Origin of the sequence: Bradyrhizobium agreste (assembly GCF_016031625.1) — a bacterium.
GTDB lineage: Bacteria > Pseudomonadota > Alphaproteobacteria > Rhizobiales > Xanthobacteraceae > Bradyrhizobium > Bradyrhizobium agreste.
The window spans coordinates 158,379-182,623 of record NZ_JACCHP010000012.1; the positions used below are offsets into that span (position 1 = coordinate 158,379).

22 protein-coding genes are annotated in these 24,245 nt (G+C 65.1%); 3 read left to right on the top strand and 19 right to left on the bottom strand.

Features of this window, described 5'->3' with window-relative positions; translation table 11 throughout:
* Nucleotides 1–59 precede the first annotated feature (59 nt).
* The gene (locus HZZ13_RS19935; RefSeq protein ID WP_246504489.1) at nt 60–1,388 is read right to left on the bottom strand and encodes an MFS transporter; all 1,329 of its coding nucleotides are present in this window, start codon (nt 1,386–1,388) and stop codon (nt 60–62) included.
* Nucleotides 1,389–1,550: 162 nt separating this feature from the next.
* On the opposite strand from HZZ13_RS19935, the gene HZZ13_RS19940 reads away from it, so the two are divergent.
* From HZZ13_RS19940 to HZZ13_RS19950, 3 genes are all read left to right on the top strand, one after another.
* Nucleotides 1,551–2,471 carry a LysR substrate-binding domain-containing protein gene (locus tag HZZ13_RS19940; RefSeq protein WP_197961236.1) on the top strand — a complete coding sequence of 307 codons (921 nt, stop codon included), beginning with the start codon at nt 1,551–1,553 and terminating at the stop codon, nt 2,469–2,471.
* Nucleotides 2,472–2,612: 141 nt separating this feature from the next.
* Nucleotides 2,613–2,885: a hypothetical protein gene (locus HZZ13_RS19945; protein ID WP_197961237.1), complete on the top strand. Its 273-nt coding sequence runs from the start codon at nt 2,613–2,615 to the stop codon at nt 2,883–2,885.
* An 84-nt stretch (nt 2,886–2,969) separates the two neighbouring features.
* Nucleotides 2,970–3,275 (top strand): hypothetical protein, encoded by a 306-nt coding sequence (locus HZZ13_RS19950; RefSeq protein ID WP_197949542.1) that lies wholly within the window; start codon nt 2,970–2,972, stop codon nt 3,273–3,275.
* 69 nt (nt 3,276–3,344) lie between these two features.
* On the opposite strand, the gene HZZ13_RS19955 is transcribed toward HZZ13_RS19950, so the two are convergent.
* The 18 genes from HZZ13_RS19955 to HZZ13_RS20040 form a co-directional block, all read right to left on the bottom strand.
* Nucleotides 3,345–3,500, bottom strand: a complete 156-nt coding sequence (locus tag HZZ13_RS19955; protein ID WP_197961238.1) for a hypothetical protein — start codon at nt 3,498–3,500, stop codon at nt 3,345–3,347.
* Between the two features lie 103 nt (nt 3,501–3,603).
* On the bottom strand, nt 3,604–4,122 hold the full coding sequence (locus HZZ13_RS19960; RefSeq protein ID WP_197961239.1) for a septal ring lytic transglycosylase RlpA family protein: 519 nt from the start codon (nt 4,120–4,122) through the stop codon (nt 3,604–3,606).
* 152 nt (nt 4,123–4,274) lie between these two features.
* On the bottom strand, nt 4,275–4,439 hold the full coding sequence (locus tag HZZ13_RS19965) for a hypothetical protein (protein ID WP_197961240.1): 165 nt from the start codon (nt 4,437–4,439) through the stop codon (nt 4,275–4,277).
* Between the two features lie 29 nt (nt 4,440–4,468).
* A complete protein-coding gene (locus HZZ13_RS19970) occupies nt 4,469–5,719 on the bottom strand; it encodes a DUF1501 domain-containing protein (protein ID WP_197961241.1) in 1,251 nt (416 codons plus the stop codon).
* Between the two features lie 2 nt (nt 5,720–5,721).
* Complete coding sequence (locus HZZ13_RS19975; RefSeq protein WP_197961242.1) at nt 5,722–7,176, bottom strand: DUF1800 domain-containing protein; 1,455 nt, start codon at nt 7,174–7,176, stop codon at nt 5,722–5,724.
* Between the two features lie 164 nt (nt 7,177–7,340).
* Nucleotides 7,341–9,860: a M56 family metallopeptidase gene (locus tag HZZ13_RS19980; protein WP_197961243.1), complete on the bottom strand. Its 2,520-nt coding sequence runs from the start codon at nt 9,858–9,860 to the stop codon at nt 7,341–7,343.
* Entirely contained in the window at nt 9,857–10,249 is a 393-nt protein-coding gene (locus HZZ13_RS19985) for a BlaI/MecI/CopY family transcriptional regulator (protein ID WP_197961244.1), read from the bottom strand. Before HZZ13_RS19985 ends, HZZ13_RS19980 begins: the two co-directional genes overlap by 4 nt.
* 265 nt (nt 10,250–10,514) lie before the next feature.
* On the bottom strand, nt 10,515–12,167 hold the full coding sequence (locus HZZ13_RS19990; RefSeq protein ID WP_311972687.1) for an NAD-dependent malic enzyme: 1,653 nt from the start codon (nt 12,165–12,167) through the stop codon (nt 10,515–10,517).
* A gap of 383 nt (nt 12,168–12,550) precedes the next feature.
* A complete protein-coding gene (locus HZZ13_RS19995) occupies nt 12,551–14,881 on the bottom strand; it encodes a mechanosensitive ion channel domain-containing protein (RefSeq protein ID WP_197961246.1) in 2,331 nt (776 codons plus the stop codon).
* Nucleotides 14,882–15,715: 834 nt separating this feature from the next.
* On the bottom strand, nt 15,716–16,753 hold the full coding sequence (locus HZZ13_RS20000) for a patatin-like phospholipase family protein (RefSeq protein WP_197961247.1): 1,038 nt from the start codon (nt 16,751–16,753) through the stop codon (nt 15,716–15,718).
* Nucleotides 16,750–17,679 carry a polyphosphate kinase 2 family protein gene (locus tag HZZ13_RS20005; protein WP_197961248.1) on the bottom strand — a complete coding sequence of 310 codons (930 nt, stop codon included), beginning with the start codon at nt 17,677–17,679 and terminating at the stop codon, nt 16,750–16,752. The genes HZZ13_RS20000 and HZZ13_RS20005 overlap by 4 nt, the downstream gene beginning before the upstream one ends.
* Complete coding sequence (locus HZZ13_RS20010; RefSeq protein ID WP_197961249.1) at nt 17,639–18,658, bottom strand: branched-chain amino acid ABC transporter permease; 1,020 nt, start codon at nt 18,656–18,658, stop codon at nt 17,639–17,641. The genes HZZ13_RS20005 and HZZ13_RS20010 overlap by 41 nt, the downstream gene beginning before the upstream one ends.
* Nucleotides 18,655–19,536 carry a branched-chain amino acid ABC transporter permease gene (locus tag HZZ13_RS20015; RefSeq protein ID WP_197961250.1) on the bottom strand — a complete coding sequence of 294 codons (882 nt, stop codon included), beginning with the start codon at nt 19,534–19,536 and terminating at the stop codon, nt 18,655–18,657. The genes HZZ13_RS20010 and HZZ13_RS20015 overlap by 4 nt, the downstream gene beginning before the upstream one ends.
* Nucleotides 19,537–19,541: 5 nt before the next feature.
* Nucleotides 19,542–20,246, bottom strand: a complete 705-nt coding sequence (locus tag HZZ13_RS20020; RefSeq protein ID WP_197961251.1) for an ABC transporter ATP-binding protein — start codon at nt 20,244–20,246, stop codon at nt 19,542–19,544.
* 3 nt (nt 20,247–20,249) lie between these two features.
* Nucleotides 20,250–21,017, bottom strand: a complete 768-nt coding sequence (locus HZZ13_RS20025; protein ID WP_036037489.1) for an ABC transporter ATP-binding protein — start codon at nt 21,015–21,017, stop codon at nt 20,250–20,252.
* Nucleotides 21,018–21,029: 12 nt separating this feature from the next.
* On the bottom strand, nt 21,030–22,340 hold the full coding sequence (locus HZZ13_RS20030; RefSeq protein ID WP_197961252.1) for an ABC transporter substrate-binding protein: 1,311 nt from the start codon (nt 22,338–22,340) through the stop codon (nt 21,030–21,032).
* Nucleotides 22,341–22,433: 93 nt separating this feature from the next.
* Nucleotides 22,434–23,138, bottom strand: a complete 705-nt coding sequence (locus tag HZZ13_RS20035; protein ID WP_197961253.1) for an NUDIX hydrolase — start codon at nt 23,136–23,138, stop codon at nt 22,434–22,436.
* Between the two features lie 28 nt (nt 23,139–23,166).
* The gene (locus HZZ13_RS20040) at nt 23,167–24,192 is read right to left on the bottom strand and encodes an ABC transporter substrate-binding protein (protein WP_197961254.1); all 1,026 of its coding nucleotides are present in this window, start codon (nt 24,190–24,192) and stop codon (nt 23,167–23,169) included.
* Nucleotides 24,193–24,245: the final 53 nt, after the last annotated feature.

Consider the following 24,245-nt stretch of genomic DNA (forward strand, 5'->3'; position numbering starts at 1 on the left):
TTCCCGGCCGACCCGGCGATTGGCGTGGCCCCGGCAGCCGGCTGTATCTGCAGATGCAGCTACGGTTGGTGGTCAGGCAGCAACATCGATGCGGCGATGAGGCCCCCTGCTGATCCGAAAGCGGCAACAAGCCAGGGCCACGCGTAACCGGCAGCCGTTCCTTCGTCCGATAGCATCGCACCGAGCATTGCGATGCCAAGCGCAAATCCGGCCTGCCTCATGACCACGGTGACGGCCGAGGCCATACCCGTTTGGGCCGGAGGCACCAATGCAACGACGGCGCCCGACAGTTGCGGATGCGCGAGGACTGCGCCAATTCCGGTCAGCAGCATTCCCGTTGCCGCCGCAGCGAGAACGACTTGCGCGTTCGGGAGCCAGCCGCTCGCCGCCAGGACCAGAATGAGATCGCCTGCCAGCAGTGCTAGCATCGCCGTCGCGAACATCCGGCGCCAGCCCCAGCGTGTTGCGAGGCGAGCACCATAGGGCGGCAGCAGGAGCATCGGCAACGTCGCGAACAGCATTGCGAAGCCAACGGACGGGCCTGCCCAGCCGAACGCGGCGCTCAGGAACGGCGGCAGATAGACGAGAACCGCCCAGTATCCAACGGAAACAGCAATCAGCAGTGAGGAAACGCCGACCATGACCGGCCGCATGAACACAGCGGAGTCGAAGATCGGCACGGGCCGGCGTCGCTGCTGCATCACGAAGATGACGAGCAGACACGCGCTCAGCCCGAGGCCCGCTGCAATCCGGGCCGGCATCGCACTTCCCGTCAACAGGCTCTCGATCGCAACACCAAGCGCAGACGTGAGAAGCACGACGCCGCTCCAGTCCAGCGGCCGGCCGGCAGGATCACGCGACTCTGCGACCAGCCGCGGAACGGCCAGAAGCGTGAGCAGACAAAGCGGGATATTGGCCAGGAAGATCCAGCGCCATCCGAACCAGGCCGAGACAAGTCCCCCGAGCGCTGGTCCGAGCGCCATGGCGGTGCCTGAGAGCACGCCCATGAACGCAAAGGCGCGGGCGCGCTCGTCAGGCCGGGCATAGGCACTCGCGAGCAGCGCAATGCCTCCCGTGATCACGAACGCCGCGCCAAGGCCTTGAACTGCACGCGCGGCCCACAGCATTGGACCGCCTGCCGCAAGGCCACAAACGATCGATCCAAGCAGGAATACGACGTTGCCGCCAAGCAGAGCGCGTCGGCGTCCATACCTGTCGGCCAGCGCGCCGGCCGCGAGCAGACCACCGGTAAATGCCAGACTATAGGCATCCATCACCCAGGCATAGGCGGCGCCGCCGAAACCGAGTTCGGCGGCCATGGCCGGCATCGCGACAACAACCGCGGTCACGTCAAATTGCGTCAAAAAGGCCGCCATGCCGAGCACCATCGCCGGCAGGTCGTGCCAGCTTCTTCTCGGCCGCATATGGAGTTCGGGCGTGATCATCGTTGTCCCGTCGTGAAAGCGTCTGGTACCGGTATGCATGCGAGGGCAAGCCCTGCGCCAATGCGATGTCTTCACATCGGCATGAAAATATTTCATGATGATGCAATGCGCTCATTTCCTCCTTTCGACGGGCTGATTGCATTCGAGGCAGCCTTGAGACATGCGAGCGTCACGCGCGCCTCCGCGGAGCTCGGGCTCACACAGAGCGCGGTCAGTCATCGGCTCCGCAAGCTCGAGGACTTCGTCGGCACACCCCTCCTCATTCGGCAGCCGAGTGGCTTGTGTGCCACGCCCGCCGGTATTGCCCTCTCGAACGAGTTGGCCGGTTTGCTCGACAGGATGGCGGATTTTCGTGCGCTTTGTCGCGCCGCCGCTCCGCCACCGGCCTTGAAAGTCGGCGTCGGTGCAGCGCTTGCCGACTATTGGCTCGTGCGCCGCCTGCCCGATTTTGCGCAGACGCATCCCGGCATACCGGTTGAGCTGGCCGTACGTGAAGCCGACACACACGCGAGGTCGGCCGATCTCGACGTCGCGGTGCTGTGGCAACCAGTAGCGGGCTTGAGGCCGACGTCCACGCAGCGCTTGCTATGTCGTGAGCATGTTTACCCCGTCTGCCACCCGCGCCTTTTGCCTGGCCAGCGACCACTGACCGACGTGACGCGCCTCAAATCGCTGCCGCTCCTGCACAAGGGCCGGACCGGCGAAGACCGCGGGGTCGAGTGGTCATGGATCACCTGGTTCGAACGATTGGGCCTCGGCCGCCCGCCACCCGCCGAGATACGCTTTGCAACGATAGCTACCGCCATTGCCGCCGCCCTGGCCGGCAACGGGATCGTGCTCGCGCGTTCGCTGCTGGTCCAGGATGCCCTCAAGGACGGCAGGCTGGTGCGGGTGCTTCCGCAATCGTGGGACTTGCCGTCGAGCAAGGCTCAAATCGTGCGCTGGCCCGCGGCAATGGCCAAAGATCCCCGCGTGAAGGCGTTTGTCCGCTGGATATTGCAAATTCCGAAGACCCCAAGTGATTGAGTCCTACGCCGCAGCGGATGAGCCGGGAACCTTTTCCCGGCTGCCGCGTTGGGGCTCGTGGCATTGAGATGCAGCGACAGGTGTATGGGCCCCGGCACGCGAGCGCGTGTGCTGGGGTCGTCTCTTGCGTGAGGCAGGGCGATGGGCGACGTGGTCGGGGATTCCAAGGTCGATTTCGGCGCGCCTGCGGTGCTGCATAAATGGCCATCATTGGCCAATCGGCGCCAGCCTGACCGGGAGCCCTACCAGGTGATCGAAGGCACGCTCGACGATTGCATCTCGGCTTTCATGCAGAAGCCGGCGACCACCCGGCACCTCTACGAGATCAGGACCGTAGCGCAGCCGCCGCTCGTCACCGAAATCCTCTCTCCCGAACACGTCGTCGAGCTGTCGCGCCTGAGAGAATTTCTCTGACGGCGTTCACAAGCGCGCGAGCAGGAACCTTCTTCCGAGTTTTCCCGTTGTCAGAGATCGGAAGTCAAGTGGTGAGCGCCTCACATGTTTGAAGCTGGCGTAACATCTCCCGTCGTGCCTTATGGCGCAGACCAGACCCTGTTCGTCGTGGTCGATCGCCGCGACGAGGCGACCGAAATCCGCATCGAGCGAAGCGATCTCGAAGCCACCATCGGCGAACTCGTCGCCGGTTGCTTCAGCGATCCGATTCAGGTGATTTCGTTCAACACCCTCGAGCACTGGATGAAAGACATCTCGACCGACGTCGCCGGCGAGATCAAGGCGCGCTGCGATATCGATGGGATAGAGCTCCCCGATTACCTCAGCGACTTCGTCGAGAGCCACAGCTGAGCGGGCGTCGCATCCATTGCGCAGACAGGAAAACGAGAGCGGACGCGCTTGCCGCATGGTTCGCGAGAGCTAGTTGCGGCGGTGCTTGCCGGCGATGACCTCGATCTCGCGGCGGCGTTCGCCCGCGAAGGTCAGCAGCTTTTCGATCGTCAGCGCATCGGTGATCCGTTTGGCGAGCCGCTCGGCGCGCGCAGCCTGATCTTCGAGATGCTGGATCGTGTTCAAGCGTCGCCTCCCCCAAAGCCCTGAATTGTGCAGACCGCCATGGTGCTCGAAAAGCCGCTAACAGCCGGTTAAGCGCGCCGCATCGGTCGCAACGCGTGGCGCCCTATCGCACGATCTCGAGCCTGACATTGGTGATGCCCTTGTCGACCATGCCGAGCGCCTCGGCGGCCGAAGGCGAGATGTCGACCACGCGGCCGCGCACGAAGGGCCCGCGATCGTTGACCCGGACCGTGACGAACCGGCCCGAGGAGGTCTCGGTGACGCGCAGCTTGGTGCCGAACGGCAGGGTGGGATGCGCCGCGGTCAATTCGTTCTTGTCGAACTTCTCGCCGCTCGCGGTCTCCGTATCCGAATAGAAGCTGGCGAGGCCGTGCGAAGATGTCTGCCTGGTCTCACCCTCGGAGCTGCGCACCCGGCTGATCGGCCGTGGATGCAGCGCCGCCACCCGATGCGGCCGCTCCACCGCGGCTTGCCGGGTTGTTCCGGCGAGATCGGCTTTCTGACGGCCAACCGGCGATTGCGCGCAGGCAGCGAGCGACGCGGCGCCCAGGACCGCGAGCAATAACCGGCTCGAGCTCGCCAGCGACATCCGGGCAGTTCCGGCACTTGCAATGCGAGACATGATGCGCCCTCCGAACAACCCCGAGTTTCGGTGGGCAATGAGGGCAGAACCTTGTCGGAACAAAAGCGGCTCTGGGGCCGCGGCCGTTTCGCGCCAGCTGTGACGATTCCACCACACTGACGTGTTCTGAATCGGGACAGATCGAGGAACGATCAGCCCGATACGACCCGCAAGCCGGTCGGGCGAACGTCCGGCCGAGCTTCACCGGCCTCGCTATCCCTCCTCACGAGCCGCATCAGCTCGCGCCGATAGAGCCGTCGCCAGCCCGTTTTCAGGCTGGCGAGAAAGTCGAGCTCCAATTGCGTCAGTGTGCACATCAACCCGATCCGGTTGCGAGAGGCCGCCGTCAGCCGACGAGGCCTCCCACCGGTTTGATTTCGGCGCTATCAGGGAAGACCGTATCGGCGAGGATCTTCTCCTCGATGCGCAGATGATCCCTGAGCAGGCCCTTCAGCACGGCACGCAAATCCGTGGTCGGCTTGAGATCGCGGTCGTCGAGCAGTTGCGCCGGCTTCAGGCCCGGCCAGTCCGCGATCACACGGCCGCCGGCGAGCCCGCCGCCGATGAGGAAGGCGACCGTGCCGGTGCCGTGGTCTGTCCCCTGCGTGCCGTTGATGCGCGCGGTGCGGCCGAACTCGGTGACCACGGCGACCACCGTCTCGTGCCACACCTCGCCCATGTTGCTTTCAATCGCCGCGAACGCGCCGTCGAGCGCGCCGAGCAGATTGTAGAGCTGGCCCGACGCCGCGCCTTCGGCGATGTGCGTGTCCCAGCCGACGAAGCCCATCGCGCCGACGCGCGGGCCGTCTGGCTTGGCGAGATAGCGCGCGGCGGTGCCGGCGGCTTCAGTGAAATAGGCGCGCACGCGTGCAATGCCCGGCGGTGCCAGCGTCGGATCGTCCGACATCGGATCGCCCGTGCCCCTCGGACCGTCGAGCGAGGCGAGCTTCATGCGCGCCTGCAGCACGGTCGCGAGCTTGGGGTCGGTGTGCTGATAGAGGTCGAGCAGGCGGTTCTGTGTGTCCTCGCTCGCCGGCAGGATTCTTTGCGGCACCCATGTCATGACCGGCGCCGCGCCGCGCACCACCAGTGGCGTCACCGAGCCGATGCCGAGCGCGCGGCTGCCGCGCGGATCGACCCGGCCGCCGGATTCCATCGCCAGCAGCGCACGGTTGAGCCATCCCGAAGCGGTCGCACCGGGCCTGGTGAAGCCGCTCTCCAGCACGTCCTGGCCGTCGAAATGCGAGCGCTCGCGATAGGGCGTCGCCGCGGCATGAACGATCGCCGCCTTGCCGCTCTTGTAGAGCCGATGCAGGTTCGGCATCGCCGGATTGAGCGCGAAGAAGGAATCGAGCGGCAGCGCCGGCGGCTTGCCGTCGAGCAGCAGCGCGCGATCGCCGCGCAGGCCGATCCAGTCGGGATCGCCGACCGGCGCGACCGCGCCGAGGCCATCGAGCGCGCCGCGCAGGATGATGACGAGCAGGCGTGGATCGCGCCCTTCCGCGCGCGCGATCCGCGGCATCTGGCTCCAGGCGAACAGCGCCCCGGAGCCGGCCAGAAGCTCGCGCCGCGTGGGCAGGTGACGATGAAAGCCCATGCTCACCTCCTCTGAAAATCCACCGACATGAACAGCAGCGCCAGCGCCTGCTGCCGGCTCTCGGCACGGCCGACCGCCTGCTTCACCTCGGGTGCGATCTGCGATGCGAAGACGTCCTCGATGATCACTTGCGGATCGGCCATGCCAGTGATGTGCTCGGCAAAATTGTTGGCGACGTCGAGCCGCCGGCCGACCCCGTCGATCCAGCTCGCCTCGTCGTCCGGATAGCCCTTCGGCGCGGACGGACGCCACAGCGGCTCGCCGAGCAATTGCTGGCCACCGGTGTAGAGGACGGGATCGACCTGGGTGATGCCGGTCGCGCGCACCATGCCGACGACCCATTCGCCGGGACGCTTGAGCTTTGATGGCGGTCCGCGCCATGCCTCGTCCGACGACACCATCGCGATTGCGACCTGCTTGAGGTCGCCCTCGGTGTCGCGAAAGGTCCTGGCCAGGTGCTCGACCAGCGCTGGCGGCGGCTCGTCGGCGACGAAGTGCCGCGCCAGCTTGGTCGCGACGTGGGTTGAGGTCGCCGGATGCGCGGCGAGGTCGCGCAGCACGGCGCGGCCCTGCTCGGCGTCCTCCTGCTCGTAGCGCTTGCCGAGCACGGTCTGGCCACCGGGCTCGTGCAGCCGCGGATTGAAGGTGAACTCGCCGCCATGCTGGGGATCGGCACCCGGCGGCACCAGCGTCCAGCCCGTCATGACGTTGGCGAAGCTGATCACGTCGTCCTGGGTATAGCCGGTGCGCACACCGAGCGTGTGCAGCTCCATGATCTCGCGCGCGATGTTCTCGTTGAGGCCGCGGCTGCGATTGATGCCGGCGATCGAGTTCGCGCCCATCGATTCCAGATTGTCGAGATAGAACAGCATCGCCGGATGGCCTTCGACGGCAAGCAGGAGATCGACGAAACGGCCGAGCGCGTTGGCGCGAACCGCCTCGCGCTCATAGGCGCCGGACATGCTCTGGATCTTGTTGGCGGAGATGCAGAAATGGTTGGACCAGAACCACACCAGCCGCTCGGCAAAACCGATCTCGGCCGCGAGCGCGGCTTCCGTGCGCAGCTTCGCTTCCTGCAAATACATCGGGCGCCCGGGATCGGGCACGGCGTCGGCCGCCTGCCTGGCCGCCGTCTCGGCGGCGTCCTTGTCCTGGACTTGACCTTGCGCCTGGTCTTCCGACATCGCCGGCGCGGCGGCCGCCATCTGCTGCTTCTTTGCCTGCTGCTGCGCCTGCTTGACCCGCGCCGTCCGGCGCGCATTGGCGTCGGCAACGGTGCGGAAGGCCTTGGCGCTGCTGGGAAGGCTCGCGGCCTCGGCCAGCGCGAGCGGCCGGTCGAGCTCCGCAATCAACGCGCCGCGCGGGTCCGAGCCCATTGCGGCGATCGATCCCGGCCTCGGCCCCATGCCGAAGCGCTGCAGCGCCAGCACGGCTTCGGCCTTCGCGGAATTGCTCATGGCGACCCCATTCTCTGGAGCCTGCACGACACCGCGCCGTACGAGGCTACGAACCGTAATGCTACATAACGTAGCAGCCAGAATACACCTCGGCAAGCGGAGATTGCAACGTCCCCGTTCCTATCGCGAGCCGCCCATCCCAGGCGGCAGGCGGCGTCGCGCTCCTAAAAGTTGGGCCCGAGCGCGATCTTGGTGATCGTGCCGTTCCTGACACCGATCCGCCATTCCGCCGAACCGTTGGCGAATTGGGCGATGTAGATGTCGCTGTCGAGCGCGGTGACGCCGCGGAAGGAGAGCGCACGCAAGGCGCCGAGACGCGCCAGGATCGCCTGGTCGAACGGCAATTGCTGGCGCGTGATGTCGGCGACTTCCGGCGTCATGTGCTCGTAATCGGGCCGACCCTTTCCGACGCCCTCGATGTAACGGCGCAGCATCTCTTCGCCATTGGCGATCGGAACGGCGCGACGCGCGGCTCGCCCCGGCTTTGCCCCGAGGTTCGACGCCTCGACATTGTGGAAACGCGTCTGCCGGCCCGGCATCAGGACCTCCAGACACCGCCCCGACTTGTCGGCAATCACCCACGGATTGTTCACGGTGGTCGTGGCCGCCCAGCTCATGTTGGACCTGACGACGCTCTGGCTCTTGCGATTGCCGTCGGCATCGAGATTGAAGACGCGGATGTCCTCGCCGAGCTCGTTGTAGACCATGATCCGGATCGGCGAGGTGCCGGCGCGCCCGCGCACGTTCGCCTCCTCCGAGCAAGGCAGGATGCCGCCGAGCTCGTCATTGCCATCCGCCCGGAAGATCACGTCGCCGGCCTTGCCGTCGGGCTCGAGCAGCAGGCGGAATTCCGCCGTGCCGTTCTCGAACTTCGCGCCATAGATGTCGTAGCCGCCGGGGCCGACCCCGCGGAAGAACAGCGACTCCACCGGGCCGAGCGCGACGAACGTCGCCTGCATCTCGTTGAGCTGACGGTGCACCTTGGCGGCCAGCGGTGCGCTCATCCGATCGTAGTTCGGCATACCCCGGCGCAGGTCCTCGATCCCGCGCAGAATCATGTCCTTGCCGCCGGCGACGGGGACCTGCTCGCGGAAACGGTCCGGCACCGCGGCAACACGGCGCGCGAAATCGGCCTCGATCGCCTTCGCCGCGGCCGGATCGATCCGTGGCGCCAGACGGGCGCCGAAGATCGCGTTCTGGACCAGCACGCGCGAGACCTTGGCTTGGTCGTCGCGCAGGAAGATCAGGAGGTTGTCGCCATTGATCGAGAAGACGTCGGCACCTTCGGCCAGAAGTGTCGCCCTCCCCTGCACGGTTTCTTGCACCTGAAGCTTATCGCCGTCGCGGCGCACGGTCAGAACGCGGTTCGGCGCAACCTTGTACCAGCCGACATATTGATCGAGTGATACGGCTTCGGCGGCCGCTGTCGGCATCTCGGCAAGGCGGACCGCGCGGATATCGCGACCGTTCATGCGCAGCATCAGCTCCGCCGAGCGGCGCTCCGCATCAGCCGGGAACGTGATCTCGCCCGACGATGCCGCGTAGGACGCAATGCCGTCGCTGCCGACCGAGAGGCGCAATTTGCGCTGCCCGGTCAGCTGGCCGTAGAGCTCGTCTTCCTCGCGGAAGATGGCGAACACCGAGGCCGGACCCATGGCGTAGAAATTGACGAAGGGGCGATAATGCTGGGCCGGCACCTCGCCGCCATCGGCGATGGCGGACGCAGGGTCCGGCGTGCGATAGGCGATCATGCCGGTCGACACGATCACCGCCGGCACGATCGCGGCGGCGATCCACAGCCGCTTGCGCCAGCCGACGGCGACGGGCATCGCGGCGGCCGCGACGATGCGCTCGACGCGGGCGCGCACGGTCGAAGCCCGCGCCATCGCAAGCTCCATGGGGCGCGGTTTCACGCTGCTGGCAAAATCGAGCAGGATCTCCGCATAGGACAGCCGGTCGTCGATCACCTCGATCGCCTGCGCGTCGCTGATGATCTCGGCGAGCTCGGCAAGGCGCGCGAGCTGCCACCAGGAGAACGGGCTGAACCAGAACACCGCACGATTGAGCGAGGCAAGCAGCAGGACGTAGAAATCGCGGTTGGCGACATGCGCGCTTTCATGGGCGAGCACCGCGATGCGCTTCTTCGCATCCCAGCTTGCAAATTGCGGCGGCACCAGAATGGTCGAGCCGAAGGTGACGGGACCGCCGACATCGCGGCTGACGCGGATGTCAGCATCGATCAGCTGCGCACCTTTGAGCGGCTTCGCCGCACGCGTCAGGCGCCAGGTCAGGCCGAGGCCGATGGCGAGCCGCAGCAGCAACAGGGCGGCGACGCCGGCATAGACGATCGTCGTCACCAGCCACCAGTCGATCGGAACGCCACTTCTCGCCGGCGGCGCAGCGAGGGCGCCCGGCGCGATCGGCAGGTCCGGCTGCGAGGTCTCCAGCAAGGCGATGTCTGCCGGCCACGATTCGGCCGGCACCGGAATCGATGGGGGTAACCGGTCGATGGTGAGCGTCGGCCAATGCATCACGAAGGGCATCGCGAGCGAGGCCATGAGCACGACGACCCACGCCGTCATGTGGACGTGCGGATTGCGCACGCGGAACAGGGTGAGACCAAACCAGACGACGCCTCCCAGCACAAAGGAGCGCAGCGCCGCCTCTGCCAGAGTTGCGATCATTCTTTCTTCACTCCCCTCGCTTTCTTCGCCTTGGCCACCTGGTCGGCCAGGATGCGCAATTGCTGCTGGTCGAGCATCTTGTTGTCCACCATGCCGACGAGGACCTCCTCGATCGAGCCGTTGCAGAACCAGTCGACGATGCGCTGCACCGCCCTGGCCGCAACGCGCGCGCGGGGCTCGGCAGCGTGGTACACGTAAGTGCGGCCGTCCACGGTGTGGTGGACATAGCCCTTTTCTTCCAGCCGGCGCAGCACCGTACGCACGGTGGATTCCTTCAGACGCCGCGACAACCGCTCACGCACGATCTCGGCCGTGACCGGACCATCGGCCCAAACCAATTGCATGACCTCACGCTCGAGGTCGCCGAGTTCAGGCAAACGATCGTCCATGGCATCTTGACCTTGCGGATTGAGTTTCTTGTAACGCTACAGACTGTCGCATATCCGACCGCGGAGCACAATGGCGATTCTACCTGAGATGGTGGCGGGGCTCACCTGACGGCAGCCTGCATTCAGTAGGTCGTCATGCCCGGGCTTGTCCCGGGCATCCACGTTCTTCGTGCTATCCGGTAAGGCGTGGATGGCCGGGACAAGCCCGGCCATGACGATGTGGAGACGTTAGCGTGAACCGAGCCGTTCTGGTGCCGCAGGCCGCTCAGTACTTCGGCTCGTACATCTGCGACTGCACCAGCGCCTTTACGTCATTGGGCGCAGGTCCGTCCGCCAGCCCGCGCTGAAAGGCCACGTCCGCAACCGCCGCCGCGATGCGGATGGAGACTTCGCGGATGCGCGGCAGCGCCGGATAGAGGCTGCCCTGTGCGAGGTCCTCCTGGCCGACGCAATCGGCGAGCGCATGGGCCGCCGCCATGAACATCTCGTCGGTCACGAGGCGCGAGCGGCTGGCGATGACGCCGAGGCCGACGCCCGGGAAGATGTAGGAATTGTTGCCCTGGCGCGGCACGAAGCTGCGGCCGTTGAGCTTGACCGGATCGTACGGGCTGCCGCAGGCGAACAGCGCGCGTCCCTCCGTGTAGCGATAGGCATCCTCCGCCGAGCACTCCGCCTTCGAGGTCGGGTTGGAGAGCGCGAACACGATCGGCTGCTCGTTGAGCTCGGCCATCGCCTTGAGCACTTCGGGCGTGAAGGCACCGCCGACCGCGGCGACGCCGATGATCGCCGTCGGCTTCAGCGTCTGGATCGCGGTGAGGAAGTCGGCGATCGGCGCCTGGTCGGTGTGCGCATAGCGCAGCTTGTGGCCCGAGAGACCTTCGCGCCCCGCAACGACCAGACCGCGGGAATCCACCAGCCAGTTGCGGCGCAGCGCGTCCGCCTCGGAAGCCCCTTCCGCCATCATGGCGGAGACCACGAGATCGGCGATGCCGGTCGCCGCCTCGCCCGCGCCGAGGAACAGGATCTTCTGATCCTTCAGCCTGCCGCCGGAGACGCGCAGGCCTGAGAACAGGCCGGCGAGCGCCACCGCCGCGGTGCCCTGGATGTCGTCGTTGAAGACGCAGGCCTCGTCGCGATATTTGTGCAGCAGCTTGAACGCCGAATGATTGGCGAAGTCCTCGAACTGGATCAGCACGCCCGGAAACGTCTTGCGCGCGGCCTGCATGAACTCGTCGACGAAGCTGTCATAGGCCTCGCCCGTCAGCCGCCGCTCGCGCAGGCCGAGATAATAGGGATCGTTCAACAGCTCTTCGTTGTTGGTGCCGACGTCGAGCAAGATCGGCAGGCATAGTTCGGGGTGCACGCCGGCGCAGGCGGTATAGAGCGAGAGCTTGCCGACGGGGATACCCATGCCGTTCGCACCGAGATCGCCAAGTCCCAAAATGCGCTCGCCGTCGGTGACCACGATCAGCCTGGCCTGGTAGGGCCAATTCTTCAGGATCTCCGCGATCTGGCCGCGATCGCGCGAGGAGATGAACATGCCGCGCGGCCGCTGGAAGATCAGGCCGTATTTCTGGCAGGCAAGTCCGACTGTCGGCGTGTAGATGATCGGCTGGATCTCATCGATATTGTCGACGACGAGACGGAAGAACAGCGCCTCGTTGCGGTCATGCAGCGCATTCAGGGCGACGTATTTTTCCAGGTCCGTCGGCAGCGTGCGCAGATTGGTGAGCACGCGCTGGGCCTGCGTCTCCATCGTCAGCACGCAGGGCGGCAGCAGGCCGCGCAAACCGAGTGCGGCGCGCTCCGCTTCCGTGAAAGCCGTGCCCTTGTTGAGCAGGGGATCGCGCAGCAGTGTCATGCCGTGCGCGGTCTCGGATGATGTCGAATGGGCGCTGACCCGAGCAGGTCTATTCACGATTCCCCCAAGGAGTTTCTTATTGAACCGCATGCATTGTCGGCCACCGCTCCCCGGAGATCAAGGACGTTGGGACTCGTGCGTCGATTGTGATCTCGCACCGCAGCGAGACTGTGCGGGGGCACCGTCGTTCAAGAGGTTAACGCGGGCGAGTGAGAGCGCCTTTCTTTCTCCCGTCGTCATTCCGGGGCGCGCGTCAGCGCGAACCCGGAATCCATTGCGCGGGCTATCTTTGCGGCCCGATGGATTCTCAGGTGCGCAATTGCGCACCGTAGCTCGCGACTTCGTCGCCCCCGGAATGACGGGAGAGCCTCACAATCTCGAAGGTGAGGCTTTAGGGATGATGGCCGCTGCCGGACGCAAGGACGAAGATTGCGGGATCGCTATCCGGCTGCCCGCCGGGCCGTCAGATTGGCAGCGCTGTCCGCCGGCGGCGCGACGTGCATCAGGATGGTCTGGACGGACGATGCGACCTCGATCCCGTTCTGCTGGAAGCGCAGCTTCATGCGGCGGTTGAATTCGCGTTGGACCGGCCAGCGGCCGGCCTCGGTGCAGCGGATCTGCCCGACGATCGACACCATCGCGCCGTCGACCTTGTCGACGCCCCACAGTTCGAGGTCGCCGCGGATCAGCGCGCGGAATTCCGGCTCGCGGCGCATCTCGTCGACGATGTCCTTGAGAATCTGGCCGGCGCGGTCGGTGTCTTCCTTGTAGGCGACGTTGACGCTGACCGAGGCGTTGCCGGCGCCACGGCTGGCATTGGTGATGGTCGTGACCGCGCTGAACGGCACGATGTGCACGGCGCCGTCACCCGCGCGCAGGCGGATGGTGCGGATCGAGACGTTCTCGACGACGCCCGACAACCCCGACACGCTGACGGTGTCGCCGACCTGCACCGTGTTCTCCAGCAGCAGGAACAGGCCGGTGATGAGATCCTGCACCAGCTTCTGCGAGCCGAAGCCGATCGCGATGCCGACGATGCCGGCGCCCGCCAGCAGCGGCGCGACATTGACGCCGATCTCGCTGAGCGCCGTGAGGCCAACGACGGTGGCGATCAGGCAGAGCAGCGCGGTGCGCAGCATCGGCTGGAAGGTGCGCAACCGCGCTGCACGGGCATAGTGCCCGTCCCGCGACAGCGTGTTGATCTGGCGGTCCAGCAGCGCGTTGCTGGCTTCCCAGATCGCCGCTGCGATGAACGCGGCGAGGCCGATGGTCACCATGGCCGAGATCAGCCGGCCGCCGATCTGGCCGCCATAGAACCAGACGATCGCGTCCACGCCCCAGACCTCGAGCACGGCCACGAAGCCGATGAAGCCGATCGCGCCGGATACGATCCTGCGCAGCAGCGGCAGATAGCGGTTGGCGCGGATTTCGAGGCCGGGAAAGCGCTGGAGGATCTCCGGCTTGATCCGGAAGCCGCGGTCGATCAGGCTCAGCGTCAGCATGATGGCGACACGCGTGATCAGCGCCACCGCAATCGTGCCGACGAAATATTGCAGCAGCAGCGAATAGCCGTTGCGGATGTTCAGCGCCCACACCGCCCAGAGCGCGAGGTCGAGCGCGATGGCAAGATAGTGCCAGCCGCCGGCGATACGATTGCGCAAACGGGCCGCGATCCCCTGGCGCTCGGCCGGCGCGCGGATGGCATCGGCGACCTGGCGTCGGCATTGCAGGATGATGACGGCGATGAAGAGATGCACGACCAGCATCACCATGCGCAGCAGCGCGGCGTAGCCGGCGCGGTGCAGGCCGAGCAGCAGCGCCACATTGGCAAAGGCGATGCCGGAGACGCCGACGCCGACGATGCGGCGCGCCCAGATCTCGACATAGGCCGCAGTTTCGGCCCGCACCGGAAACAGGCCGAACGGTCCCGCCAGCGCCCGGACCAGGCAGATCAGACCGCGCGAGAAGGCATAAGCGTTGACGATTGCGAGGATCACGAGGCGGACGGTCGTGGGCTCGCCGATCTCCGTTCCGAGCAGCGCGGTGGCGACGCCGACGAAGACGAGCACGGGCAGCAGTTCGAACACGAAGCGTCCGAGCACGAAGGGCAGCCGCAGCATGATCTGCCAGACCCGCGCCAGACTGTGGCGGCGCTGTTGCATTTCAGGTGCCGGCGTCACGTCGGCGCCTGACGATGGCGGATCGGCAAGCGGCAGCACCGGTGCCGGCAGGCGCGCGGTTTGCGGCACGCGTCCCTCCAGGAATGCGACCGGCCGGCGGATCAGGTAGAAGATCGCCCATTCGGCCGACAGGGCGCAGCCGAGCACCAGCGCAAGCTTCCAGGCGATCTCGATCAGAAGATTGTAAGCCGTGGGATCGTTCGCAGTCCGCACGATCCAGTAGTAGAACGCCGGAAAGTGCGTGAGCGTTCGCGCCATGCCGGCGATCTCGCTCGAGATCTCGCCGATCTCCTCCGAGACCGTGAGCAGAAGCTGCGCGCCGAGGCCGTCGGCCGAGAGTGGGATCGGCGATTTTGGCTCGGGCGCGGGATGCTGCGGACCGGATGCGCTCGCGATCGCGCGGAGCGTATCGATCATCTGCGTGCGCTTCTTGTCGTCCTGAAGGGTTTCCAGCGCGCGCTTCGCCTCGTCAGGCGACAATGCGGCAGCATTGTTTGCCGTGGGCGCAGGGGGCTCGGCACGGGCGCCGGAAAGAGATGGAATCGTGAGGAAGAGAGCGGCGAGGACGACCGCGGCCAGCTTGTGCGACACGAGGATTCCCTGGAAGAGTGAATGCGCCGACGGTGTTGGGAACGTCACTGCCGAAGCACATGCGTCATGGGATAGCCGCTATTCGCCCGGGCCCTGTGTCGGAAGTTGGCCTTCGAGGCGACATTCTCTTGGCATTTGCCGCGTTGCAGGATCAGGAGCTGCCGCCCAGCGAAGCGCCATCAGGCCTGTGCACACAAAGGCCGCTTCGTCACTGCGGATCGACGAGGATGAGGAAAGAGAAAACAAGGATGTCAAAGATCCCGTTGCGGCGCCCTCGCCGCCATCCGGCACGATCGACGGGATCAAAATTACAGCGCCGGGAAGGTAGGGGCCTTGCCTCACTGATGCGGCCCGCTAAACCTTGACCCGGCGTGCCGTTCGCGGTTTTTGCCGCTATGCGATAGTCCGAACGAGCTCCATCGCAATCAACGCGGCTGGATTTGCGGAGGTGGCGTCATAGACCTCCCCTTGCTCATGAGGTGGACGTTGCGCGTCGCTTGTTTGCGACCGCTGCGATGCTCCTCCCAGGACACAAAACTGTCAAGCGGGATCAAAGGCGCAAAGGATCACAATTGAACGTGCAAGTTCCTTAGACGGCCGCGCCCGATCGTGAATTCCTGCACCTGCCAATCAGGAGCACTCGCGCGCCGGGCAAGGACATCGAGCGAGACAGCCGGCAGGGTGACATCATGCCCCTGTTTTGCCCGACGAGGCAAACGGATTTCTCTAAATCCGCATCGCAAAAGATGAGCCGATAAGCCATTGATTTCGCAATGCCCGGCTACTGTGCATGGGGTTGTTTTCGCACTTTTTGTCGTTGGCCGGTTCGGCGGCCTAGAGAAACATCTCCGCCAGGTCGACGGTCGAAGCCTTTCCGATCTGGTCGAAGTTTCGCGCCAGCCAGCTTCGCGCCGTCTCACGGCCCTCATCGCGCAGGCGGCACAGCAGGCTCCATTCGGGGTGGAACTGCGTGGCTGTGCCGAGCTGCGACATCAACGCGTCGTTGCCGATCCAATGCATGTACATGCGGCTGTGCTTGTTGCTGTCGAGCTCGCCGTCGTCGATCAGCCGGGTGGCGAAAGCGATCGCGCGCATCTCGCGCATCAAGGACGAATTGAAGCTGATCTCGTTGATGCGGTGCAGGACATCGGCGGCACTGGCCGGCAACTCGTTGCGCCGGATCGCCGTCACCTGCACGATGACGACGTCGTGACTGCCCTTGCGGTAGATCAACGGATAGATCGCGGGATTGCCGAGATAGCCGCCGTCCCAGTAATGCTCGCCATCGATCTCGACGGCCTGGAAATAGGGCGGCAGGCAGGCTGACGCGAGCACGGTGTCCGCCGTGAGCAGCGGGCTCTGGAACACCTTGATCTTGCCGGTGCGGACGTTGGTGGCGTTCAGAAACAGCTGCGGCGCATCGGGCGAGGAATTGAGCCGGTCGAAATCGACCACGCGCTGCAGCAGCGCGCGGAGCGGATTGAAATGAAAGGGATTGAGCAGGTTCGGCGGCAGCGTGTGCGTCAGCGTGTGGATGAATGCGTGGACCGGATGATATTCCGGCGGCAGCTTCAGCGCCTGGATCCACTGGTTCAGCGGCGACATCAAGTCGTACGCCATGTCCATGCGCGAGACTTCGTACCAGAATGCGTGCAGGCTCTCCCGCGCGGCCTCCGCGCCTCCATGCGCCATGCCGGAGGCCATCGCCACCGCATTCATGGCGCCGGCACTGGTCGCACTGATCGCCTCGATCGCGAGCCTGCCGTCCTCGAGCACCTGGTCGAGCACGCCCCAGACGAAGGCGCCGTGCGCGCCGCCGCCCTGGAGCGCGAAGTTGACGTTCTTGCAGTTCGTGGTCCCGCTGGCTGTCACTTTGCTTGCTTCTTGCCTCCCGTCGCTTCTTTCTCCAGCGCCTTGCGCACCTGCTCGAACTCAACCAGCGAGGCCTTATCGGCGCGGGGAAAGCGCAGGTCGAGCTTTTCCAGCTCGGCATTGATCACCGAGCCGATCACGACGCGGGCGAACCATTTGTGGTCGGCCGGCACGACGTACCAGGGCGCATGGGAGGTCGCCGTGTGGCGGACGATGTCCTGGTAGACCGCCTGGTAGCGCGGCCACAGCGCACGCTCCTTGATGTCGTCCATGGAGAACTTCCACTGTTTGGCCGGATCGTCCAGCCGCGCGAGGAAGCGCTCGCGCTGCTCTTCCTTGGACACGTTGAGGAAGAACTTCAGCACCACGGTGCCGTTGCGGCAGAGATAGCGCTCGAAGGCGGAGATGTCCTCGAACCGCTCCTTCCAGATGTTCTTGGTGACGAGCCTTGGCGGCAGCTTCTCCTTGGCGAGAATCTCCGGGTGTACGCGCGTCACCAGGCATTCCTCGTAATGCGAGCGGTTGAAGATGCCGATATGGCCGCGCTCGGGCAGCGCGACCGCATGACGCCAGAGGAAGTCGTGGTCGAGCTCCTTGCTGCTCGGCGCCTTGAAGGCCGTGACCTCGCAGCCCTGCGGATTGATGCCCTCGAAGATCGCCTTGATCGCGGAGTCCTTGCCGCCGGCGTCCATCGCCTGGAATACGATCAGGAGCGACCAACGGTCCTGGGCGTAGAGCTTCTCCTGAAACGCGATCAGCCGCTTCTTGTTGGAGTCGAGGATCGCCTGCGCCTTCTCCTTGTCGAGATCGCCCTTCTCGTCGGTCTTGTGGTCCTTGAGGTGAAACTTGCCGGAGCCATCGTAGCGGAACGGCGTGATGTAGCGGTCAAGTTCCTGGGCGAGCGACCTGGACGGCTTTTTGCTCATGAGCGCGGGGCACCTTGCGTTGCAACTTCAATCGGTCGAGCAAGCTACCAAGGATGCCCTTGGGAAGGAATATGATGAAGAGCACGAGCAGCACGCCGTAGACGAGATTGTCCCAGCCGACCGCCTTGGTGCCGAAACCGATGCGCAAGCTCTCCGCCAGCAGGATGGTGATGATGGCGCCGACGGTCGGGCCGAGCGAAACGAACAGCCCGCCGACGATCGCGGCGAACACCATCTGCAGCGAGACGGCGATGCCGCTGACCGTGTCGGGCGTGATGAACATCTGGTACTGGCAGTAGATCGCGCCCGCCAAAGCGGTCATCAGCGCGCTGAGCAGCGTGATCTTCAGCTTCTCGGCGGTGACGTTAACGCCGGCCGCGGCCGCGGCGTCCTCGTCCTCCGAGATCGCCTCCAGCGCATAGCGCGCCATGCTGCGGTCGACCCAGTGCCAGACCACGATGCCGAACAGCCAGATCGCAAGCGCGATCAAGTACCAGGTCGTCTTGTCGTCGAATTGCAGTGCCAGCAGCTTGTTGCCGGATGCGCGGTTCGGGGTGTAGCCGAGCGAGCCGCCGGTATAGTCGCGCGTCGCGGTAATGACCTGGAGCACGATGCCTGATAGCGCCAGCGTCACCAGCACGAAATAATGCCCGGTGATGCGAAAGCGGAAGCAGGGATAGCCGACGATCATCGCCAGCGCACCGGCCGCTGCCATGCTGATGGGAATGCCGAACCAGGGCGACAGTCCTGCGTGATTCCACAACAGCGCGGTGACGTAGGCGCCGATCCCCATGAAGCCGCCATGACCGAGCGAGACGAGGCCGAATCGCCCCATCATCGACCAGGACGTATAGGCGAACGACCAGATCAGGATCAGCACCAGGATGTGCAGATGATAGGGATCGCGATAGACGAAGGGCAGCGCGACCAGCGCCGCGAGCCCCACGCCCCATGCAGCAAGCCGCCCCCGCCCCATCATCGGCGCCTCGCAAGCAGGCCCGCGGGCCGGATGAACATCATGACGATGAAGAACGCGAAGGCCAGCACATAACCCCATTCGAGGTCGGAGAACAGGCCACCGAGGGAGATGATCTCGGCGAACACGAAGGAGGCGATGAAGCCGCCGATGAAATTGCCGAGGCCGCCGAGCACGCAGATCAGGAAGGTGATCGGCCCGAAGGAGAGGCCGACGAAGGGATGCACGTCGTATTGCAGCACGAGGAGGCAGGCGGCGAGGCCAGCGAGCGCGCCGCCGAGCGCGGAGGTAATGAGATAGATCCGCTTGGCGTCGACGCCCATCAGCGCCATGATCTGCCGATCCTGCGAGATGGCGCGGATCGCAGTGCCGGTGAAGGTGCGCGTCATGAACAGATAGACCGCGACCATGCCGACCAGCGCGGCGACGAACGAGAGCAGTCGTGCGTAGCTGAAATTCATGTCGCCGAAGGCGAGCACCGGCAGGCGGATGCCGAGATTGCGGAAGTCGATGCCGAAGGTCACCGTGGCAAAGCTCTGCAGCACGAACAGCACCCCGCCGGTCGCGAGCAGCTGGTTGATCGGAGGTGCGGTCAGCAGCGGGGCGATGACGAGGTAGTGCAGCGCCGCGCCAAGAACGGCGACGAGCAGGATGGTGAGCGGGGCCGCAACGAAATAGCTGATGCCGTAATACTGCACCATGAAATACATGCCGTACATGCCGATCATGACGAGCTCGGCGTAGCAGATCCAGGTCACGTCGATGACGCCGAAGATCAGGTTGAGCCCGAGCGCAAGCAGCGCCAGCACGCCGCCGAGCAGGATGCCGTTGATGACGGCCTCCAGCAGATAGATGTCGAATACGTCCAGGAACGCCTGCATGCCCATCACACCCCGAGATAAGCTTCCTTGACCGTGTCGCTCGCCAGCATCTCGGCCGAGGTGCCTGAGCTGCGGATCGTGCCCGCCTCGATCAGATAAGCGCGGTCGACCACCTTCAGCACCTGCTGCACGTTCTGCTCGACGATCAGCACCGTCAGCCCGCTGGCGCGGATCCGCTTCACCAGCTCGAACACCTGCTGCACCACGACCGGTGCAAGCCCCGCCGAGGGTTCGTCGAGCAGCAACAGTTTCGGATTGGACATCATCGCACGGCCGATGGCGCACATCTGCTGCTCGCCGCCGGACATGGTTCCGGCCATCTGGTGACGGCGTTCCTTCAGGCGCGGAAACAGGTCGAACACCACCTCCAGCCGCTCGGCGTAGTGGTCCCGCGCCTCCTTCATGAAGGCGCCCATCTTGAGATTGTCGTCGACCGTGAGTTGCGAAAACAGCCGCCGGTTCTCCGGCACATGCGCAATGCCGAGGCTGACGATCTTGTGCGCCGGGGTCGCGACGAGGTCGACGCCTTCCATCTTGATCGATCCGCGCGAGGGGCGGATCAAGCCGGAGATGACGCGCATCAAGGTGGTCTTGCCGGCGCCGTTCGGGCCGATGACGCCGACGGCTTCGCCGCCCTTCACGTCGAGATTGAGGTCGAACAGCGCCTGAAAAGTGCCATAGCCGGCATTGACGCCGCGAAGCTCCAGCATCGCCTAGCCTCCCGCGCGGCGGCGCGCTTCAGCGGCCGCGGCCTGCGTGGTCTCGGCGTCGGTGCCGAGATAGACCTCGATGACGCGCGGATCGCCCGCGACCGCGCTCGGCAGGCCTTCCGAGATCTTCTCGCCATGATCGAGCACCATGACGCGGTCGACGACGCGCATCAGGACGCCCATGATGTGCTCGACCCAGATGATGGTGATGCCGAGCTCGTCGCGGATGTTGCGCAGCATGTCCGCGGCCTGGTCCATCTCGGCCTCGTCGAGGCCGCCGAGGCTCTCGTCGGCGAGCAACAGCTTTGGCGCGGTGGCGAGTGCCTTCGCCAGCTCGAGCTTCTTCAGCCCTGCGGCGCCCAGCCCATCGACGCTGGCATGGCGATCGGTCGGCAGGCCGACCATCGCCAGCGACCGCTCGGCCGCCTCCTCCGCCTTGGCGCGGCTGTGGCGGCCCTGGCCGTAGAAGCCGGCAAGCGCGACGTTCTCGAAAATGCTCAAGCGGCGGAACGGCCGCGGGATCTGGAAGGTCCGTCCGATGCCGCTGTTGATGATCCGGTGCGGCGCCAGGCCCGCGATCTCGTGCCCGGCGAACAGGATCGATCCGGAGGTCGGTGCCAGCGTGCCGGACAGCATGTTGAAGATCGTGCTCTTGCCCGAGCCGTTGGGGCCGATCAGGCCGAGGATCTCGCCCTGGTCGACCCGGAACGACACGTTGTTCACGGCGGTGAAGCCGCCAAACCGCTTCACCAATCCGCTGACTTCCAACACCGCAGCACTCCGCTACTGGTTGCTGTAGGTGGTGCCCTTGGGCAGCGGCAGCACGGCCTCGCGCTGCGCCTGGCTCTTGGGCCACACCACATAGGACTTGTCGTCGACGTATTGGATCACGACGGGGAACGAGCGCTCGTTCTGGCCGGCCATTGGCGAGCCCTCGCCGTGGAATTTGACGCCGAAGCCGAGCATGGTGCCGCCTTCGGGTATGTCGGTGTCCAGTGCTGCCTTGCGCAGGGAATCGGGATCTACGCCGCCATATTTCTTGATCGCTCGCGGCAGCACGTCGGTCAGGAATAAATTGGTGTTGGACGCAGCCATGCCGACATGGGCCGAACGAATGGCGACGCCCGGCTTGCGCTTGTCGAACTCCTCGCCAATCGCCTTGATGATCGGCGGCAGCTTCGGATCCATGCTCTTCTGGTTGGCGAGCCAGATCGAGATCGGATCGGTGTTGAAGACGTAGTTTACGTCGGCGCCCAGGCCTTCCTTCAGCTTCTCGTAGACGCCGTAGCCGGCGCCATGTCCCACGAGTGCCGCAAACTTCAGCCCCTGCTCGCGGGCCTGCCGGAGCAACAGGGTGATGTCGGGATTATAGCCGGTATGGAAGACCACATCCGGCTTGGCCCGCTTCAGCTTGGTGACCAGCGCAGACAAATCCGGGGCCGTCGCCGAATAGCCCTCTCTGAGCACAATGTTGAAACCAGCCTTCTTGGCACCGGCCTCGTTGCCTTTGGCAACGTCGACGCCGTAGGCGCCGTCCTCGTGGATGATGGCGACCCGCAGGTCCTTCGGGTCCTTGCCCAACTTCTCCTTCGCGTTCTGCGCGATGAAGTCCATCGTCATCATGCCGAACTGATCGCCGGAGGCCTGCGGGCGAAACACGTATTTGTAGTTCTTGTTCTCCAGCACCGCCGACGAAATGCAGGTCGTGATCCACATGAACTTCTTCAGCTGCTCGACGCGCGCTGCCACCGGCACGCATTGCGCCGAGGAGAAGAAGCCGAGCAGCATGTCGACCTTTTCCTGCTCGATCAAACGGATCGCTTCATTGATGGCGACATCCGGCTTGCTCTGAGCATCGGCATAGATCGCCTCGATCTTGTAGCCTTCGACCTCTTTCGCGCTGTACTGATCCAGCATGATCCTTGCGCCGGTATATTGCAGCTCCGAACCGCCGCCGGCGAGCGGGCCGGTCAGATCGTAGATGACGCCGATCTTGAGCTTCTTTTCTTGGGCCGCGGCAGACACCGCCAAGCCCGTCGCTGATATCGCGACCAACAGCCCACGTACCAAGCGGGCAGCCATGCGCAGGCGCATCAAAACCTCCCTAGACGATTGTGCATTGCATTCTTGGTGCAATTTCGTCTGCCCATCACATGGGCTGAGCGGGGCGATGTCAAGCCTCGCGCATCAGTGCGCTGCGAACTGCTGCTCGACGAAGGCCGTGACAAATCGCGGCATGGACGGCCTGAGATCGCTGGTCCCCCGCACGAGATGAATGGCCGACAGCTCCGGCTCGGCCTCGCGCGCCAGGTTGGCTTCGATCCGGGCACGAGCCACATCGCCCGGCATGTCCAGGTTGATGACCTGCAACATCGCGATCGTGGGACCGGTGACCACGCAATGCCAGCCCGGCTCGATCCGATAGTCGGCCGCCGTCAGGCCGGTCTCCTCGTCGAGCTCGCGGACGACGCTGCCGGGAATGTCGAGCGCGCCGTCCCTGACGTCGTCGAGATCCGGCGTTCCTGAGGGGAAATAGATGCGGCCTGCGTTGGCGGTGTGGGGCGCCATCTCGCCCATGATGAAGGCGCCGTCGGAGGCCCGCAACGCCCCCATGCCAAAGCCGTTGAACACGGCCTTGTCGGGAAAGCCCCAGTCGCGCCAGGCGAGGAAGCTCGCGAAATCAGTCTCGAAATAGGTCGCCGTCAGGTGACCGTCGCTGAACGCGGCGTCCCGCCCGAGCAGGACGCGGCCGTTCCAGATCTTCGGCCGCTCGCGCTGCTTCTCGGCAAAATGCGCCGCGATCTCGACGCGGCGCTGCTCGGCGAACGGCCAGACGATCGGCCGCACCGCGAGATCGAGCGTCGCGACGCGATGAATGACCGGAGACGTCATGAAGCCTGATACCACGCCTTCGCGTCGGCTATTTGGCGCTCCCGGTGGTCTTCTTGGCCTGCTCGACGAATTTGTTGGTGAAGGTCTTGCTGACGTCGATCTTGGCGTTCGCCACCTCGGGCGAGCCGACACTGAACACGTTAAGCACGGCATCGGCGCCCTTCGGGTCCATCTTGCCGGTCTCGGAATACATCGGGATCGTGTTCTTCAGTGCGGCGAGATAGAGGTCCTTGTTCTTGCCGACGGTCTCCTCCGGCATCTTCGCCATGATCTCCTCAGGGCTGTGCGAATGGATCCAGGCGAGCGTGGCGAGGATCGCATTGGTGAGCGCCTGCGCCTCCTTCTCGTGGCCGTTGATCCAGGCCACGGTCGAATACAGCGCACCGCCCGGATATTCGCCGCCGAACGTCTCCAGCGTGTCCTTCTGGGTGCGGGTGTCCGAAAGGATACGCAGATCCTTGCGGCTGCCCTGCAGCACGGTCACGGACGGATCGAGCATCACGGCCGCGTCGATCTGGCCCTGCTCCATCGCGGCCACGGCCGTAGCGCCCAGGCCCACCCCGATTACGGCGGCGCTGGTGGGATCGAGCCCGTTCTTCTTGAGCATGTATTTCAGGAAGAAGTCGGTGGAGGAGCCGGGCGCACTGACGCCAACCTTCTTGCCGGCGAGATCTTTGACCGACTTGATGTCGTTGGTCCGCGAGGGCGCGACCACCAGAACGAGGCCGGGATAGCGGTCATAGACCACGAAGGATTGCAGCTCCTGCTTCTTGGCGGCGAGATTGACGCAATGGTCGAAATAGCCGGAGACCACGTCGGCGCTGCCGCCGAGCACGGCTTTGAGCGCGTCCGAGCCGCCCTTGAGGTCGACGAGCTCGACACTGACGCCGGCCTTCTCGTATTCGCCAAGCTGCTTGGCCAGCACCGTCGGCAGATAGCACAGGCAGGAGCCGCCGCCGACCGCGATGGTGACTTTGCTTTGCGCCGCGGCAAGCGAGGTGGTGAGCGTCAGCGCGAGCAGCGCGCCCGCGAGCCTGGCAATCGTGTTCTTCATTGGTTTTCCTCCGTTCGGCCGGCGGCACCATAGAGCAGCGGGGCTGGCTTGAG